Origin of the sequence: Dulcicalothrix desertica PCC 7102, from assembly GCF_003991905.1 — a bacterium.
Taxonomy (GTDB): domain Bacteria; phylum Cyanobacteriota; class Cyanobacteriia; order Cyanobacteriales; family Nostocaceae; genus Dulcicalothrix; species Dulcicalothrix desertica.
In genome coordinates this window covers 327749-342780 of the sequence record NZ_RSCL01000011.1, presented here as the reverse complement: position 1 = coordinate 342780, position 15032 = coordinate 327749, and the positions used below count along the sequence as shown (strand labels likewise).

15 protein-coding genes are annotated in these 15032 nt (G+C 39.5%); 13 read left to right on the top strand and 2 right to left on the bottom strand.

What is annotated here, in order from left to right; all coding sequences use genetic code 11:
- The first annotated feature begins 578 nt into the window (after window positions 1-578).
- The 10 genes from DSM106972_RS23910 to DSM106972_RS23865 all read left to right on the top strand — a co-directional run bounded on the left by DSM106972_RS23910 (window position 579) and on the right by DSM106972_RS23865 (window position 9031).
- Window positions 579-926, top strand: coding sequence for a circadian clock protein KaiA (locus tag DSM106972_RS23910; RefSeq protein WP_127083039.1), 348 nt, complete (start codon window positions 579-581; stop codon window positions 924-926).
- Window positions 927-937: 11 nt separating this feature from the next.
- Window positions 938-1255 (top strand): circadian clock protein KaiB, encoded by a 318-nt coding sequence (gene kaiB, locus DSM106972_RS23905; protein ID WP_019495861.1) that lies wholly within the window; start codon window positions 938-940, stop codon window positions 1253-1255.
- Window positions 1256-1314: 59 nt separating this feature from the next.
- Window positions 1315-2877, top strand: a complete 1563-nt coding sequence (kaiC, locus tag DSM106972_RS23900) for a circadian clock protein KaiC (protein WP_127083038.1) — start codon at window positions 1315-1317, stop codon at window positions 2875-2877.
- Between the two features lie 72 nt (window positions 2878-2949).
- The gene (locus tag DSM106972_RS23895; protein WP_233787315.1) at window positions 2950-4953 is read left to right on the top strand and encodes a TolC family protein; all 2004 of its coding nucleotides are present in this window, start codon (window positions 2950-2952) and stop codon (window positions 4951-4953) included.
- A 168-nt stretch (window positions 4954-5121) separates the two neighbouring features.
- Complete coding sequence (locus DSM106972_RS23890) at window positions 5122-5499, top strand: hypothetical protein (protein WP_073619242.1); 378 nt, start codon at window positions 5122-5124, stop codon at window positions 5497-5499.
- Window positions 5500-5601: 102 nt separating this feature from the next.
- Entirely contained in the window at window positions 5602-6108 is a 507-nt protein-coding gene (locus tag DSM106972_RS23885) for a hypothetical protein (RefSeq protein ID WP_127083037.1), read from the top strand.
- An 8-nt stretch (window positions 6109-6116) separates the two neighbouring features.
- Window positions 6117-6665, top strand: a complete 549-nt coding sequence (locus tag DSM106972_RS23880) for a GNAT family N-acetyltransferase (RefSeq protein WP_127083036.1) — start codon at window positions 6117-6119, stop codon at window positions 6663-6665.
- Window positions 6666-6688: 23 nt separating this feature from the next.
- The gene (locus DSM106972_RS23875; RefSeq protein ID WP_127083035.1) at window positions 6689-7468 is read left to right on the top strand and encodes a photosystem II electron transport protein, Sll1252 family; all 780 of its coding nucleotides are present in this window, start codon (window positions 6689-6691) and stop codon (window positions 7466-7468) included.
- A 78-nt stretch (window positions 7469-7546) separates the two neighbouring features.
- Window positions 7547-8287, top strand: a complete 741-nt coding sequence (locus DSM106972_RS23870) for a peptidylprolyl isomerase (RefSeq protein WP_127083034.1) — start codon at window positions 7547-7549, stop codon at window positions 8285-8287.
- Window positions 8288-8335: 48 nt separating this feature from the next.
- Window positions 8336-9031 (top strand): phosphatase PAP2 family protein, encoded by a 696-nt coding sequence (locus DSM106972_RS23865; protein WP_127083033.1) that lies wholly within the window; start codon window positions 8336-8338, stop codon window positions 9029-9031.
- A 37-nt stretch (window positions 9032-9068) separates the two neighbouring features.
- On the opposite strand, the gene DSM106972_RS23860 is transcribed toward DSM106972_RS23865, so the two are convergent.
- Window positions 9069-9845 (bottom strand): SDR family NAD(P)-dependent oxidoreductase, encoded by a 777-nt coding sequence (locus tag DSM106972_RS23860; RefSeq protein ID WP_127083032.1) that lies wholly within the window; start codon window positions 9843-9845, stop codon window positions 9069-9071.
- A gap of 349 nt (window positions 9846-10194) precedes the next feature.
- Here DSM106972_RS23860 and DSM106972_RS23855 point away from each other — a divergent pair, with 349 nt between their 5' ends.
- A complete protein-coding gene (locus DSM106972_RS23855) occupies window positions 10195-10461 on the top strand; it encodes a DUF433 domain-containing protein (RefSeq protein ID WP_127083031.1) in 267 nt (88 codons plus the stop codon).
- Complete coding sequence (locus tag DSM106972_RS23850; RefSeq protein WP_127083030.1) at window positions 10427-10813, top strand: DUF5615 family PIN-like protein; 387 nt, start codon at window positions 10427-10429, stop codon at window positions 10811-10813. The genes DSM106972_RS23855 and DSM106972_RS23850 overlap by 35 nt, the downstream gene beginning before the upstream one ends.
- Window positions 10814-10886: 73 nt before the next feature.
- On the opposite strand, the gene DSM106972_RS23845 is transcribed toward DSM106972_RS23850, so the two are convergent.
- Complete coding sequence (locus DSM106972_RS23845; RefSeq protein ID WP_127083029.1) at window positions 10887-13376, bottom strand: two-partner secretion domain-containing protein; 2490 nt, start codon at window positions 13374-13376, stop codon at window positions 10887-10889.
- 129 nt (window positions 13377-13505) lie between these two features.
- Between DSM106972_RS23845 and DSM106972_RS23840 the strand changes: the two genes are divergently transcribed.
- Window positions 13506-14993: a hypothetical protein gene (locus tag DSM106972_RS23840; protein ID WP_127083028.1), complete on the top strand. Its 1488-nt coding sequence runs from the start codon at window positions 13506-13508 to the stop codon at window positions 14991-14993.
- Window positions 14994-15032: the final 39 nt, after the last annotated feature.

The window sequence follows — 15032 nt, the reverse complement described above, 5'->3', positions numbered from 1 at the left end:
CGCCCCTAAAATGCCAACGGTGTGAAAAACTACGCTTAAACGCTTGTCGAAAATTTAAACTTAAAGAGATTTAGGTTAAGTTATACAAGTCAAACATGTGCGCGTAAAACAGGCTTACAATAGCACGGTTATTAAAATTTGAGACAAGACACCGTTGTAAATAAGACGGATAAGTTTGCTCAAACAATGGTACAGAAGTCGTGCGAGCGTTATGTAATGTACTGTTACAAAAACTATTGGGCGTGCAGGAACTCCTGATAACAACTGCTATGACAATTATGGCTTGAAAATAGCGATAACAACCTTTAGGAATTATAATGATTTAGAATGAGACATTTTTTAATATGAGTTCAAGTATCTTATCAACTTGTTAAATTGCGAAGCAATGTTACAGATTTTTGACGATGCCAATGATATTAAAATAACGCTTGTGAGTGGAGATTAACTATTATCAGCAGGATTATTTGATTTTTGTCAACACGAAAGTAACTCATCAGGGAGGCGCCATTTATAAAAATGCTCATTAGATATAGCGATATGTATCTGCCCGTAGGTAGATATTACCCGAAAAAAACAGCATGGTAGGAGAATCGATAACGAACGTCAAGCACTTATCACAAATGACGATAGGCGAGCAGCGAGCAGTGCTAGAGCAATTAAAATCACAGTATCGAGTGATTCTGATTAATTACTTTACCCAAGAGCAAACACTGCAAGACTTAATAGACAAATTTATTAACGCGCTGTTTTGTGCTAATATTCCTGTGCCGCAAATTATCGAAATGCATATGGAACTTATAGATGAGTTTTCTAAACAGTTAAAATTAGAAGGGCGAAGCGATGAAGCACTGCTTGATTACCGCTTGACGCTCATCGATATTCTTGCTCATTTGTGCGAAGCGTATCGAGGTTCGCTACCCAAGTAAGCAATACTCATATGAATAAAGTAAGAAAAACTTACGTACTGAAGCTATATGTAGCGGGTAACACACCGAACTCAGTACGGGCATTGAAAACGCTCAAAAACATATTAGAGCAAGAGTTTCAGGGTGTATACGCTTTGAAAGTCATAGACGTGATGAAAAATCCGCAGTTGGCAGAAGAAGACAAAATATTAGCGACACCGACTTTATCGAAAATTTTGCCGCCACCAGTTCGTAAAATTATAGGAGATTTGTCAGACCGTGAACGAGTATTGATAGGGTTAGATTTGCTGTATGAAGAACTAAGAGAAGAAGATTTATTTGAAGAATAGAACACTAGAGATAAAAATATACTATATCGACCTGAGTTCATAGAAAAAGTGGCATAAAAATGAGTGATAACGACCTGCCAGGGCAAAAAAACACACCCAGAATTGGTGGTGTAGATAAAATTCGCACGATGATAGAGGGGTTCGACGACATTAGTCATGGGGGATTGCCCATTGGTAGAACTACCCTTTTCAGCGGTACATCTGGGACTGGCAAGACATTATTCTCTCTCCAGTTTCTATTCAACGGGATTCATTTTTTTAATGAACCTGGTGTCTTTGTCACTTTTGAGGAGTCACCGAGCGATATTATAAAAAATGCTTATATATTTGGTTGGGATTTACAACGTCTAATCGAAGAGGGAAAGTTGTTTATACTCGACGCATCTCCTGACCCTGAAGGGCAAGACATTGTAGGCAATTTTGACTTGAGTGCGCTAATTGAACGATTGCAGTACGCAATTAGGAAGTATAAGGCGCGACGAGTATCTATCGATTCAATTACGGCAGTTTTTCAGCAGTATGAAGCGATTGGAGTTGTTCGTCGAGAAATTTTTCGTTTAGTAGCACGTTTAAAGTTGCTCAACGTGACAACAATTATTACTACAGAGCGTGGTGAGGAATACGGCCCGGTTGCGTCTTTTGGAGTTGAAGAGTTTGTTTCTGATAACGTGGTAATTGTGCGTAACGTATTAGAAGGGGAACGTCGGCGCCGGACAATAGAAATCCTGAAATTGCGTGGGACTACGCATATGAAGGGAGAATATCCTTTTACAATTACTAACGATGGTGTCAATATCTTTCCTCTGGGAGCAATGCGCTTGACACAGCGTTCTTCAAACGTGCGTGTTTCTTCTGGCGTCAAAACTCTAGATGATATGTGTGGCGGTGGTTTCTTCAAAGACTCTATTATTTTAGCAACAGGCGCCACTGGTACAGGAAAAACATTACTAGTGAGCCAATTTATACAAGAAGCTTGTAACAATGGTGAACGAGCAATATTATTTGCTTATGAAGAATCGCGGGCGCAGTTATCAAGAAACGCTTCCTCATGGGGTATTGACTTTGAAGATTTAGAGCGGCAAGGATTATTAAAAATTATTTGTACTTACCCCGAATCTACAGGTTTGGAAGACCATTTACAAATAATAAAATCCGAAATTGCAGAATTTAAACCAGCGCGAATTGCTATCGACTCATTATCAGCTTTAGCGCGAGGAGTGACAAATAACACTTTCCGACAATTTGTAATCGGTGTAACAGGTTATGCAAAACAAGAAGAAATTACAGGTTTTTTCACAAATACAACCGACCAGTTTATGGGGTCGCACTCGATTACCGATTCACACATATCAACAATCACCGACACAATCTTAATGTTGCAGTACGTTGAGATTCGAGGGGAAATGGCACGCGCAATTAATGTATTCAAAATGCGCGGGTCTTGGCACGATAAAGGTATTCGTGAATACAACATTACTGCTGATGGACCCGATATTAAAGACTCTTTCCGCAATTATGAGCGAATCGTTAGCGGTTCCCCTTCCAGGGTTGTCTCGGATGAAAAGGCAGAATTATCTCGCATCGTTAGAGGCTTTCAAACAAAAGAAAGCCCTGATACTTAAGCTAGTATCGTGTTATATTTCTATGCGTGGGAAACGGTTTAAGCCGATGTCATTTTTTGTGTGAGGGACCCGGTGAACGGAAAGCAATTATTTTATAGCTTCTTGCCCGGAGTAACGGTAGCAGTGTTAGCTTCTCATTCGAGCTATGCCAACACTGCAAAAATAGGTGAACCTACATTGGTTGCTTCTGGCATTAACATTTTCGATTCTATACCTGTATTCAAATCCAACATTTTGCACCCGCAAATGGTATTTGACAATACATTCGTTACAAAAACTATTAATTTACAGGCGCCATTTCAATTTAATGAAATACGTGCCGTAAATAACCCTAGCAGCATAATATCAAGCAAGTTGATTGGCTCAACTGACATTCTTTGGCTTGAAGCAACTAGTAAAAAGTTAATAGCTAAATCAGCTACAGAAAATGATGAGAATCTTCTATTGACATTAGTGGAATTTTATGGTGAAGAACCGAAAGAATTAATCTTAAACAAGTTAGATATATTAAATCTAAACATCAAGGATTTGGTTCGTCATAAGAACACGACTAGTGAAATTATGACAGTAGCACAGGCACCGTCAAAAAAACTAGGCGCCAAGGCACTAATAGAGACACCAACACCAGCACAAAATCAGATTGCCCAAAACACGCAACAAAATGTGCCACCACCAAGACCAACAAACCCAACCCCAGTAGCACCACCAACAATACCATCAAGTGGAACAAGAGAAATTCCTAGCTACTTGAATGCAAACCCAAATCCGTTGCAATTTCCAACAAGACCCGAAGAAGTTCGGCTAGAAGGAACGCAACGAATAACATTAAATCAAGCATTAGAAGCTGCACGTCGTAATAACAAGCAGTTACAAGTGGCATTACTTCAAGTAGAACGTAGTCAAGCTGCTGTTAGGGAGGCGCAAGCTGCATTACTTCCAACATTAGGCTTGAATGCGAATATAACTCGTCAGCGTTCTGCACAGAGTAGATTAGGTTCGGAAGCGCAAATTCGGGAAAACCCAGCTTTTGCTGACCAATTTGAAGGCGTCCAAGAAAGTACAGGTTTTTCGGGTAATGCTCAATTTAATTATGACCTTTACACATCGGGAAGGCGCCAAGCTATTATCCGACAAGCAGAAGAACAGCTAAGGTCAGATGAGTTCAACCTGGAAGTTCAATCAGAAACAATTCGTCTTAACGTTACAAATCAATATTACGATTTGCAACAAGCAGACGAAAGTGTACGAATTAACGAGTCGGCAGTAGAAAACGCACAAGCATCTTTACGCGACGCGCTTGCACTCGAACGAGCTGGAGTCGGGACTCGTTTTGATGTACTGCAATTCCAAGTAGACTTAGCCAACTCACAACAACAGCGAACAATTGCCATTTCGCAGCAGCAAATTGCACAGCGACAATTAGCGGCAACACTAAGCGTACCGCAATCAGTCAATTTGAGTGCTGCTGACCCTGTAGCAATTGCTGGTTTATGGAATCAAACACTCGAAGCAAGCATTATACAAGCACTGCAAAATCGACCGGAATTACAACAGCAACTAGCTCAACGTAATATTGGCGAACAGCAAAGACGACAGGCACTATCGGCACTTGGTCCACAAATTAGTTTAGTTGCTCAATACAACTTGCTCGACCAATTTCAAGACCAGATATCTGTTGTTGATGGTTATTCTGTGGGAGTGCAAGCTAGTATTCCCTTATATGAAGGAGGCGCCGCGCGCGCTCGTGCATCACAAGCACAAAGAGCTATTAGTATTGCAGAAACGCAATTTGCCGAACAGCGAAACCAAATTAGGTTCCAAGTTGAACAGGCTTTTTCGCAGTTGCAATCGAACCTAAGCAACATTCAAACAGCCAATGTTGCTCTCGAACAGGCAACCGAAGCACTGCGACTAGCACGTCTACGTTTCCAAGCGGGAGTTGGGACGCAAACCGACGTAATTAATGCTCAAAATCGACTAACACAATCTGAAGGTAATAGAGTCACAGCGATTTTGGGTTACAACCGTGCTTTAGCAACTATACAGCGTGCTGTTACCGCTAGAGGTACGCGCTAACGAAACAAGACAATTATTCCCGAATTGTAGAGACGCGATTTATCAGAGACGCGATTTATCGCGTCTCTACATTTGTGATTTGATGTAAAAATGGGCAGAAAATTTTACAATGAACGAAAAAGCTCGTACCATTGCTGAATGGTAGCTACTTTGCTCATCAAAAACCGCATGACAACAGTTACATTAAAAGAAATAGCTCAATTTCGCTCGCAACTTTCAGAAGACCCCCTTGCGTTAAAAGCACTCGACGCGATTGAGGACTGTGAGGGAGATTTAGAAGATGCTGCAATGACATTGGCAATTCGTGTTGGACAACAGCCTGAGCGTGCTAACTCGGAATGGTTAGATGCATTAGCTAGAAAATGGCGTGCTGTGATTTGCCAGCAAGAATTTCGTAGCAACTTACAAGATGGTTCTATTCAAGAGATGATGCAACATATTAGAACTATGCCCACATTCCCTAGCATTTTAGCGGCGCCTGTTCTAATGTACGTTATGAAGCAAGGCATCGATAATTTTTGTGAACCATTTGATTCATTAAAGTGAAGTCATATCGATTACAATTTATTTGGTATTCATTTGATGTTTCTCAGGCTGCTACGCTATTAAATGAGAGCAAATCTGATTAAACAACGAATTTTATAATCAATGAATTACCTTGTTGCTGTATTAGCCGACCGTATTCAAGCCGAAGCTGCTTACCTAGAATTAGAAAAAGAGGGTATAAATAGTACTATCCTAGGCAGGGGTTACAAAACTGCTGATGAGTTTGGCTTAATTGACCCTAAAGAGCAAGCGGTGAAGCAAACAAAATTTATGGCCATATGGTTGATACCATTCGGTTTTTTTGCTGGTGTTACATTTAACCTAGTTACCGATTTAGATACTTTTGCCTGGGCTGGTAGAATTGGTAATCAACTTATTGGAGGACTACTAGGTGCTGCCAGTGGCGCCTTGGGTAGTATCTTTGTAGGGGGAGGAGTCGGGATGGTTATAGGTAGTGGTGATGCATTACCATATCGTAATCGTCTTGATGCTGGAAAATACCTAATTGTAGTTCAAGGTCAAGAAAGTCAAACCCGCGAAGCAACTAGGATATTACGTCGGTTTGACCCTGAGAATCTTCAGGGTTATGCTGATACATCAACTGTTTAATAATTTAGATGGAACAAATTTTATACATCGATACACAGCGTCTTGAGCTACTACCTTGTTCATTGGAAGTAGCTCAAGCTACTCTAGCAAAAGACAAACCTTTGCTAGAAAAACTTTTAACTGCTTATATACCAGACGATTGGTACAATACAGAAGTTCAAGCTTTTTTACCGAAGTATATAGAGCTACTAAAATCTGACCCTTCACAGTTAGGGTATGGAGTATGGTTAATAATTCGTACCGATGATTCTACGTTAGTTGGAGATTTAGGGTTTGAAGGAAAGTCAGACGACGAGACGTTAGAAATAGGTTACGAAATTTTAGCTGCTTATCGTAATGAAGGTTACGCGACCGAAGCAGTGGAAGCGCTTATAGACTTTGCCTTTACACAGCTAGCAGCAAAGAAAATTATTGCACATACTCCTATAGATAATGTTGCCTCAATTCGGGTATTAGAAAAATTAGGAATGCAGAATGTAGAAAAAATGAAAGGGACAGACACGCTTGGGTTAGAGGTATATAAGTGGGAGTTGACGTTAGAATCAAGAAATAGCTAGTAGAAATATCATTATTTATCCACATGCTGCCACGAGAAGAACTTTTGAAGGGTGTTGAAAATAGAGATGAAGTTGCCCGCGTCATCGACCAAGCGGAAAAAGCCATTAAAACTTGGGAAGTTGTGATGACAGATTTTCTTTCACCTCCAGAGTTGGCAGAAGTTCAAAGGTCTTTTAGTCGTCTTACAGAAATTCATTTAGTTGCCTGGGGTGGGTATCCACAAGCAGAACGTCAGCGACTTGCCATAGCACGTTCGGAACTTCCCTTAGACGAGTCACAGGTAGAACTCGTTGCGCTTGATATTGCAGGTAATTTTTTATTTGATACTGCAACACACAGAGATTTTCTCGGCGCCATGTTAGGTTGTGGTATAGTGCGTGACAAAACAGGTGACGTGATTGTTTTAGGAGAACGAGGTGCCCAGGTAATTGTAGTGCCTGAATTAGGGGACTATCTAGAGACACATTTGAAACAAGTACGCTCAGTACCCGTTAACACACGACGTATAGAATTAAGTGAATTAAAAATCCGCGAACCCAAGAAAAAAGAACTTACCACCGTCGAAGCATCACTACGACTAGATGCAGTTGCATCCGCAGGATTTGGAATGTCACGCAGCAAAATGGTTGAATTTATTGATTCAGGTGACGTTCGCGTAAATTGGAAAGACACGACTAGTCCTTCCGCACAACTTAAAACAGGTGATTTAGTTTCTATACGTGGCAAAGGGCGCCTAGAAATAGGTGAAATTGCGGTAACAAAAAAAGATAGGTACCGCGTACAGTTAACAAGATACGTGTAGGTTGGGCAACGCCCAACTTACCCAGTGTAAGTAGTAAGGTGGGCTTCGGGCCACCATACATCTAGAAACAACAAATAAATGCTCGATAAAAATTTCTACATCCAAGTAGGCAGAATTGCTGCCATAATTACGCTCTCGCTGACAACATATAACGTAATTCAGCCACCAGTCACAGCAGGTAATATAGAAATAGCTCAGGCGCCTGCTCCATCTCAAATTAAAAACCTACCACGACTCAATGGCAAAGCAACTGTAGTAATAAAAGTCAACAACCAACCCATCACCATTGAATTAGATGGTACCAATGCTCCAATTAGTGCAGGTAACTTTGTAGATTTAGTGCAAAGAAAAGTATACGACGGACTAGTATTTCATCGGGTAGTTAGAGAACCACAACCATTTGTAGTGCAAGGTGGAGATCCACAAAGCAAAGACCGCAAATTTCCGGCAGAAAGGCTAGGAACAGGTTCATGGATAGACCCAGCAACAAAGAAAGCTCGTTATGTTCCTTTAGAAATAAAACCTACAGGCGCTAAACAACCTATATACGGTCAAACTTTAGAAAGTGCGGGAATTTCAAAACCGCCAACATTACGTCATAAGCGTGGTGCAGTAGCAATGGCACGTTCCAGTGAAGCAAACTCCGCATCATCACAATTTTATTTTGCTCTAACAGACCTAGCATTTTTAGACGGTAACTACGCAGTGTTCGGATACGTCACCAAAGGAATGAACGTAGTAGACAAAATCAAACAAGGAGACAAAATTCAAACGGCAACAGTAGTCAAAGGAATAGAAAACCTGAAAAAGGCACCGTAATTTTAACAACCAAATGTAGAGACTGTACATGTACAGTCTCCAAAACCTATGCTTCAAAAAATTTCTAGATTTTGGTTACGTTATATACACCCAAAATTAATTACCTTAATAGGCGCCCTTGGCATTGGTGGATTAGCTGTTTGTTTACTAATTTTATTCGTTTTAGCAAAGCTAGCTGAAGAAGTTTTAGAACAAGAATCTTTCGCGTTCGATAAATCTATATTATTATGGATACACTCCTACGCGAACCCCAGTCTTGATAATTTAATGTTATTTATAACCCAATTAGGAAATCCAACTGTAGTTGTAATTCTTGCTGGGGTAACTACTTTAACGCTTTTATGGCGCCGTTATAGATTAGAGGCAATGATATTTGTATTAACTTGCTTGGGTGCATTTATTTTAAATACAGGATTAAAGCTATTTTTCTCTAAAGTTCGTCCACAACTGTGGAAACAATTAATTGTAGAAACATCTTATAGTTTTCCAAGTGGTCATGCACTAGGCTCAATGGTACTGTATGGCTCCATAGCTTATCTACTGGCAACTCATTACCCTAAATATTCTAAAATTATTTATTTTATAGCAGTGATTTTAATAGGCACCATTGGTTTAAGCCGTTTGTACTTGGGTGTTCACTGGTCTACAGATATAATAGCTGGTTATGGAGTTGGTTTTTTATGGCTAACCATCTGTCTAACCATGCTGAAATTACAAAGATTAAGGCAAGGGCAATATAATTAATAAAATCCAAATAAAATTCTAAATAAAATCCAGAACACTAAGCTTTAAACTGCTTCTCTAACACACTCACCAAAGTTCTACGTGGTACAAGTCGTGATAGCTTTGGTATCAAATGACTAGTTAAACCACCACTCACAACCACCGATTCACCTCTTTCTAAACCTTGGAGAGTATCTCGAACAACTGTCTCAACTTTAGTAATTTGAGTATTTTTTGCCGCAATGGTAGGTGGAAATTTTGCCGCAGTGAAAAAGTTTGTGTCTATTGGGCCAGGACAAACACACAGAACACGTACACCAAGCGCGCGATTTTCTGCCCATAACGACTCGCTAAAGCTTAGTACAAAAGCTTTACTCGCGGCATATACTGACATATAAGGTATCGCTTGAAACGCTGCTATTGATGCAATATTGATAATATTACCGCTGCGTCGCTGCCGCATTAAGGGTAAATATTTATGTGTTAAATCAACAAGCGCTAGCACATTTAATTGAATCATTTGAATTTGCCGTTCACCATCACGCTCGGCAAAATCTCCATAGTCTCCAAAACCAGCGTTATTGATTAGCGTATCAATTGTAATTCCTTGGTTTCTTGTATAATCAAAGACATGTGCCGTAGAACCAGGTTCAGCTAAGTCTTTGACGATAACATCAATTTCAATATGATGTTTAGCTTGCAACTCTGATGCTAACTGATGAAGCTTCTCTTCAGAGCGCGCGACAAGTACTAAATTGTTGTTACGAGCAGCGAGTTCCTCAGCAAAAGCTTTACCAATCCCGCCAGAAGCACCAGTAATTAAAGCTGTTGTCATTATAGATAATATAAAGTTTTTTAATTTACTTTACAAATTGTAGCAATATTTATTCTGTTTTGTAACTATCCGCAGTTATATATCCGACTTTTAACGTCATGTGCAAAAAGGCTTGGTAAAATCTAACCCAAGAAGCCCAAGCATTTGAGACGTGATACTACTAAGGGAAGTTGCGAATCATGTAGCAGTCTGAGCAGAAATTGTAAAAATCCCAAAAGTAACTGTGGCTTGGGTCATCAAAATATGTGTAAAATGAGGCATTATCTCTTCAGCCATCAATAAATTTTAATTTGACGTTAGGCTGTAAATTACCGATTAATAAAAATATAACTCCTTAATGCCATTAGGTATGAATAAAAGTACAATAGACATTCAATCTTATTTGCGTGACCGAGAAATTATTCACTCTGATCCAGAGATTATGAGTGGAGTTCCGGTATTCGTTGGGACACGAGTTCCATTACAAACATTTTTTGACTACCTCGAAGGTGAAGCGGGCTTATCTGAGTTTTTAGAAGATTTCCCGCACTTAAAGAGTCAGGCTTTACTCACTTTAGAGGTGATTGCAAAAATGATGTTGGATCAGGAGCGGACAACTCGTATTCATTCTATTTGATGAAAATTTATTAAGCAAGAAACTAAAGAAACCACTTGCAGATGCAGGATATTTCGTTAAAAATGTTGAGGAGATGGGCTGGCGCGGCGTAAAAGACCGAGAACTTTTAGCTCTGGCACAAGCACATCCCTTTGATGTTTTTATTACAGCTGATAAGAACTTGCCGTATCAACAGAATCTTCATGGTCTTACGTTGCGAATTATAGTTCTAAATGTTTATAGTACACGTCCAGACTCTCTGCTACCGTTAATCTCTCAAATTAGCAATATACTAAAATCTTTGGCTTCAGGTTCCGTCACGTTGATTAATGACGCAGGAGAAGTGAGACTTTTCGAGCAGAATATCGAATAATTGGATTGGCGCCTAGAAATACAGCATATTGGGTGTTCCATGAACACATACAGAGACGTTACATGTAACGTCTCTACATGCTTTTTGTACAAACCAAATCACTTGTAGACGCTAAATAAGAACCAAGATTATTTGCTAACACAAGTCTTCCGTCACTGGTTTTTACAAGCTGTGTTGCTTCTTGTATGTTGTCGCCGTGTTTCCAATTAGAATTAACTTGGGTATTTTGGGTATTTTGAACAGGACTATTAACTGGACGAACTTGTATTAGTCCAAAAGCTAATTCATTATCATTACTTGGCGCCTGTGGTAAACCCCCGTTACCAGTTGTAACAAAACTAGCTTGTTGTGTATTACGATTTGCAAAACAGCTACTTGCGATTACTCGTTCAGTATTGATAATTGCACTCGATTGTTCTTTGAGAGAATTATCTTGTTTAATATTTGGAGTTGTAATTCTAACTTCCCCGTTGATGCTTCCCGTCGCAGTTCTCAAACTATCTGGTGAGCTAAAAATACCTTGAGTATTAATACTTATATTTCCACCTTTCCCTTGAATTGCATTTGCAGTGATATCACTGTTTTCTAGCTGAATAATCGTATTTGCATCTATATTAATATTGCCACCGTTACCTGTTCCACGGGCATTTGTTGTGATTTGACTTTGGCGCCGCATTTCAAGATTATTTGCGTTTAAAGTAATATTACCTTCTCTACCAGAGACGCTAGAAGCACCAATACTTGACATATCACTCAATTGTAGAGAGTTAGCATTAATTGTAAGTGTACCAGCTCCTCCAACATTTCCAAAATTTCCAACGCTCACACCCGCATACTTACTAATCTTCAAGGAAGGGGTATTAATTGTAACGCTACCAGCATCTCCCAATGCACGGTAAGTAGAAATGCTTTGAATATCACGACTCGGTGAGCCAATGGTCGAACTAATATTACTTATAAACAAGGGTTTGCCATCAGATGACAACGTACCTGCCATCTCGATGGATTCTTTGGCATTGATTGTGATATTGCCTGCATTATTAGTGCCTAAATTGGAAGTGGATATCATTGCTCCTGCTTGAATATTAAGCGTGCGTGTATCAAGCTTGATGTTACCCGCATCACCACGACGATAAGCAACAGTTGAAATTGTGCTAGCTAAGTAACCATCTAAACCAGCAACTTTTTCAGAACCACCAATTATTTCGGTTGTGTCGGCATTAATATTCACATTCCCACTCTGGCTATCACCTAATGAAATAGCATATAAATACGAGGCATCTTTGATAGACAGGCGCCGTGTTGATACAGTTACATCTCCTCCCTTTGCTGTTGTAATTGGTTTTTCTTCAAGCTTAGTTCCGAATAGAGTGTTAGTACCAAGAACATTAAACACATTTGTTTTTGGAGATAACCCAGCTAAAGTAATAAACTCACTGGCATTAACAGTAAGATTGCCGCTAGGAGCAGGAGTATAAGTTCTAGCCGTAACTGCCCCTCCATTTTGCATGGTTAACCCTGAAGTTGAAATAGTAATATTTCCACTTGCTCCGAGTCCAACAGTTTCGCTAACGATACCGCTTCGCAATTTTTCATCAGGGGTAGTGCCATTTACCTCTAATAGCGTCGCGTTAACATTTATATCTCCCGCTGGTTTAATACCGCGATTTTGGCTCCAAATATTTGCACCTTCGCGTATACTAATTTGATTTCCCTGTAATTGTACAGAGCCTGTGTTAAGTCCCGATAAATTTATAAGCGCTTTGTTTGAAAGTTGAATATTCTGTAAGCTTGGCGCCTGACTATAATCTAGTTTAAATCCTTGAGTGGTAGAATTTAAACCTACTTGGCTTTGGGCGCCAACACTGCCTAGTTCAATATTTCCACCAGCAGTAGTAAGAATACCACCATCTAAGTTAATATCACCACCAACTAAAGCCAGAGTTTTTCCTGACTGTACCTGTAACCCTGTCTTAGCAATGAGTTGAAGATATGGTGCAAAAGTAATGTCTGTAGTTGTTAAATTATGACCAGTTCCCAGAACTTGGATAGGTGCTGGACTACTTCCAAAACCTAATCCCACGGGTATACTAACTGTAAGCACCTCGCTGTGTAATGTTGGTGATGTAGAAAATACGGCGCCATCCCCAAAATTGATACTACTAGCAGTTGTACCAATAAAAGAACCTTTTACATCTAACTTGGCGCCAGTTCCAAAAACAACACCATTAGGATTCATAAAGAATAGATTTGCATTACCTAATACACCTAACACACCATTGATATTAGACGCATTGCTTCCTGTTACCCGTGTGAAAATATTAGTAACATTTGTCGGATTAGTAAAATAAATACCGCGCCCACTGTTAATGTTGAATTCACTGAAGCTATGAAATAAATTGTTACCGCGTTGTTGTCCAGCGTCAATTCTATCGCTTAGAACATTATTAATTTGAATATTCTGTATCACCTGGCTTCCCGTTGTATTATCGGGCACAACTTGCGCTGTTGCAGCCAAAGGAGCCATCACTATCAAACCAGACAAGTACCAGTAACTATTCATAGAATCTAAATTCCAACTCTTGAATTTATGATTCCCATTTTTATTCTCAAAATCAACAATTTAATTTTTTATACTTCTCTTATTTCCACGGGAACACTAAGGAGAGATATATGAAAACAGGTATTAAATATGACGAAATTAAACAAGCGTGCTTTTGAAATATTAAGGGATGAAGTCGAGCGTTGTGCCACTAATGACGCGATTGGAAGAACTGAGAAGCTTATTATAATGAAGCGCTTAGAAAAACTGCGTCAAGAAAAAGGCGCCATAACCATAGATGAGTTGCGTGATAATGTTTCAGATATATATCCACAATTCAATGAAAAAATACTCAAACAAGCGATAAAAGCAAATCGTCCACCAGGCATATTAACAAAAGTTACATTTTTTCTCATGTTTATTGGTAGTTGTGCAGGTGTTGTGTGGCTAGTAAATTTACCTAATCCAATGATTCGTAAATCAATTGCCAAAACGGCGCCAATTTTACTAATACCGACTTACATGGATATGGACTTCAATTATCGTGGCGCCGTTGATTCACTTGGTCAAGCCGAACAGCTATTAGATAACCCAACTAGCGCTGCTGACATCGAACGAGGTGGAGAAAAAGTTCTACAAGCGAAGAAGCATTTAGATAATTTGCCAGTCTGGTCATTAAACCATTACCCAGAAGCATACTGTAATTATTTTGGCTGCGCTTGGAGATTTTCCTTCGATGAATTTGAAACCGCACGCAAAAAGGTGGCACGTTTACAAGCCGTTGCGTTTCAAAACAAAAATGCGCTAACACCGTTAGAAGACGCAGAACAACTACTTTTAACAGCAAAATCAGAATATAAAAGAGCTACAAATATCAAACAAAAAGAACAAGCTATTGAAGCTTGGCAAAGCGCAATAAATTTATTCGAGCAAATTCCAGCAGAGACCTTAGCAGCAGAAAATGCCCAAGCGAAACTCAAACCTTACAAACAAGAATTAATAGATGCTCAAACAGCTACACTTATTGCTGCTGCACAACAATTTGACATCGAAGCGCAAAAAATTCAACCAAAACAACCACAAACTGCCTCAGAACTATGGCAACAAGCAATTAACAGACTCAATGAAATTCCCAAAGAAAACCCTCGTTTCCTCGAAGCACAACAACTGCTAGCATCAGTACAAGTTAAATACCGAACAATAGATAACTCTGGTAGCAACAATTATATAGAAGCAGCAAAACAATATGCAATCGTTGCAGCAAAAGCATCGCAAAACCCACCGCACCCCGCAGACAAATGGGAACAAATAGCAGAACAATGGAACAATGCCATTCAGCAACTTAAAAATATAGACGTAAAAGAAGCAGGTTACGTCGAAGCACAAAAACTAATTGCTCAATATCAAACAAACTTAGGAACTATTCAAAGCAGACAACGCTATGAAAGTGAAGCAAAACAAATACTCGAAGCAGCAAACCGAGATATAAAAAGGTTAATTATATCGGCGCCGTCTGATACTCAGCAATTCAAAGCCGAAATTCACGATCTTATCAACCAACTAAGAACAATCAAACCTGGAACAACTTCTTATCCCGAAGCACAACAACTTTTAGCAATGGCACAAAAAAGACTTTAAATAAGTTTTGTGGGATAACTCTTGTGGGATAAGTGTTGT

Coding starts and splice junctions, on each gene's coding strand:
- DSM106972_RS23910 (WP_127083039.1), top strand. CDS start 579: ATGGTAGGAGAATCGATAACGAACGTCAAGCACTTATCACAAATGACG.
- kaiB (WP_019495861.1), top strand. CDS start 938: ATGAATAAAGTAAGAAAAACTTACGTACTGAAGCTATATGTAGCGGGT.
- kaiC (WP_127083038.1), top strand. CDS start 1,315: ATGAGTGATAACGACCTGCCAGGGCAAAAAAACACACCCAGAATTGGT.
- DSM106972_RS23890 (WP_073619242.1), top strand. CDS start 5,122: ATGACAACAGTTACATTAAAAGAAATAGCTCAATTTCGCTCGCAACTT.
- DSM106972_RS23885 (WP_127083037.1), top strand. CDS start 5,602: ATGAATTACCTTGTTGCTGTATTAGCCGACCGTATTCAAGCCGAAGCT.
- DSM106972_RS23880 (WP_127083036.1), top strand. CDS start 6,117: ATGGAACAAATTTTATACATCGATACACAGCGTCTTGAGCTACTACCT.
- DSM106972_RS23875 (WP_127083035.1), top strand. CDS start 6,689: ATGCTGCCACGAGAAGAACTTTTGAAGGGTGTTGAAAATAGAGATGAA.
- DSM106972_RS23870 (WP_127083034.1), top strand. CDS start 7,547: ATGCTCGATAAAAATTTCTACATCCAAGTAGGCAGAATTGCTGCCATA.
- DSM106972_RS23865 (WP_127083033.1), top strand. CDS start 8,336: ATGCTTCAAAAAATTTCTAGATTTTGGTTACGTTATATACACCCAAAA.
- DSM106972_RS23860 (WP_127083032.1), bottom strand. CDS start 9,845: ATGACAACAGCTTTAATTACTGGTGCTTCTGGCGGGATTGGTAAAGCT.
- DSM106972_RS23855 (WP_127083031.1), top strand. CDS start 10,195: ATGAATAAAAGTACAATAGACATTCAATCTTATTTGCGTGACCGAGAA.
- DSM106972_RS23845 (WP_127083029.1), bottom strand. CDS start 13,376: ATGAATAGTTACTGGTACTTGTCTGGTTTGATAGTGATGGCTCCTTTG.
- DSM106972_RS23840 (WP_127083028.1), top strand. CDS start 13,506: ATGACGAAATTAAACAAGCGTGCTTTTGAAATATTAAGGGATGAAGTC.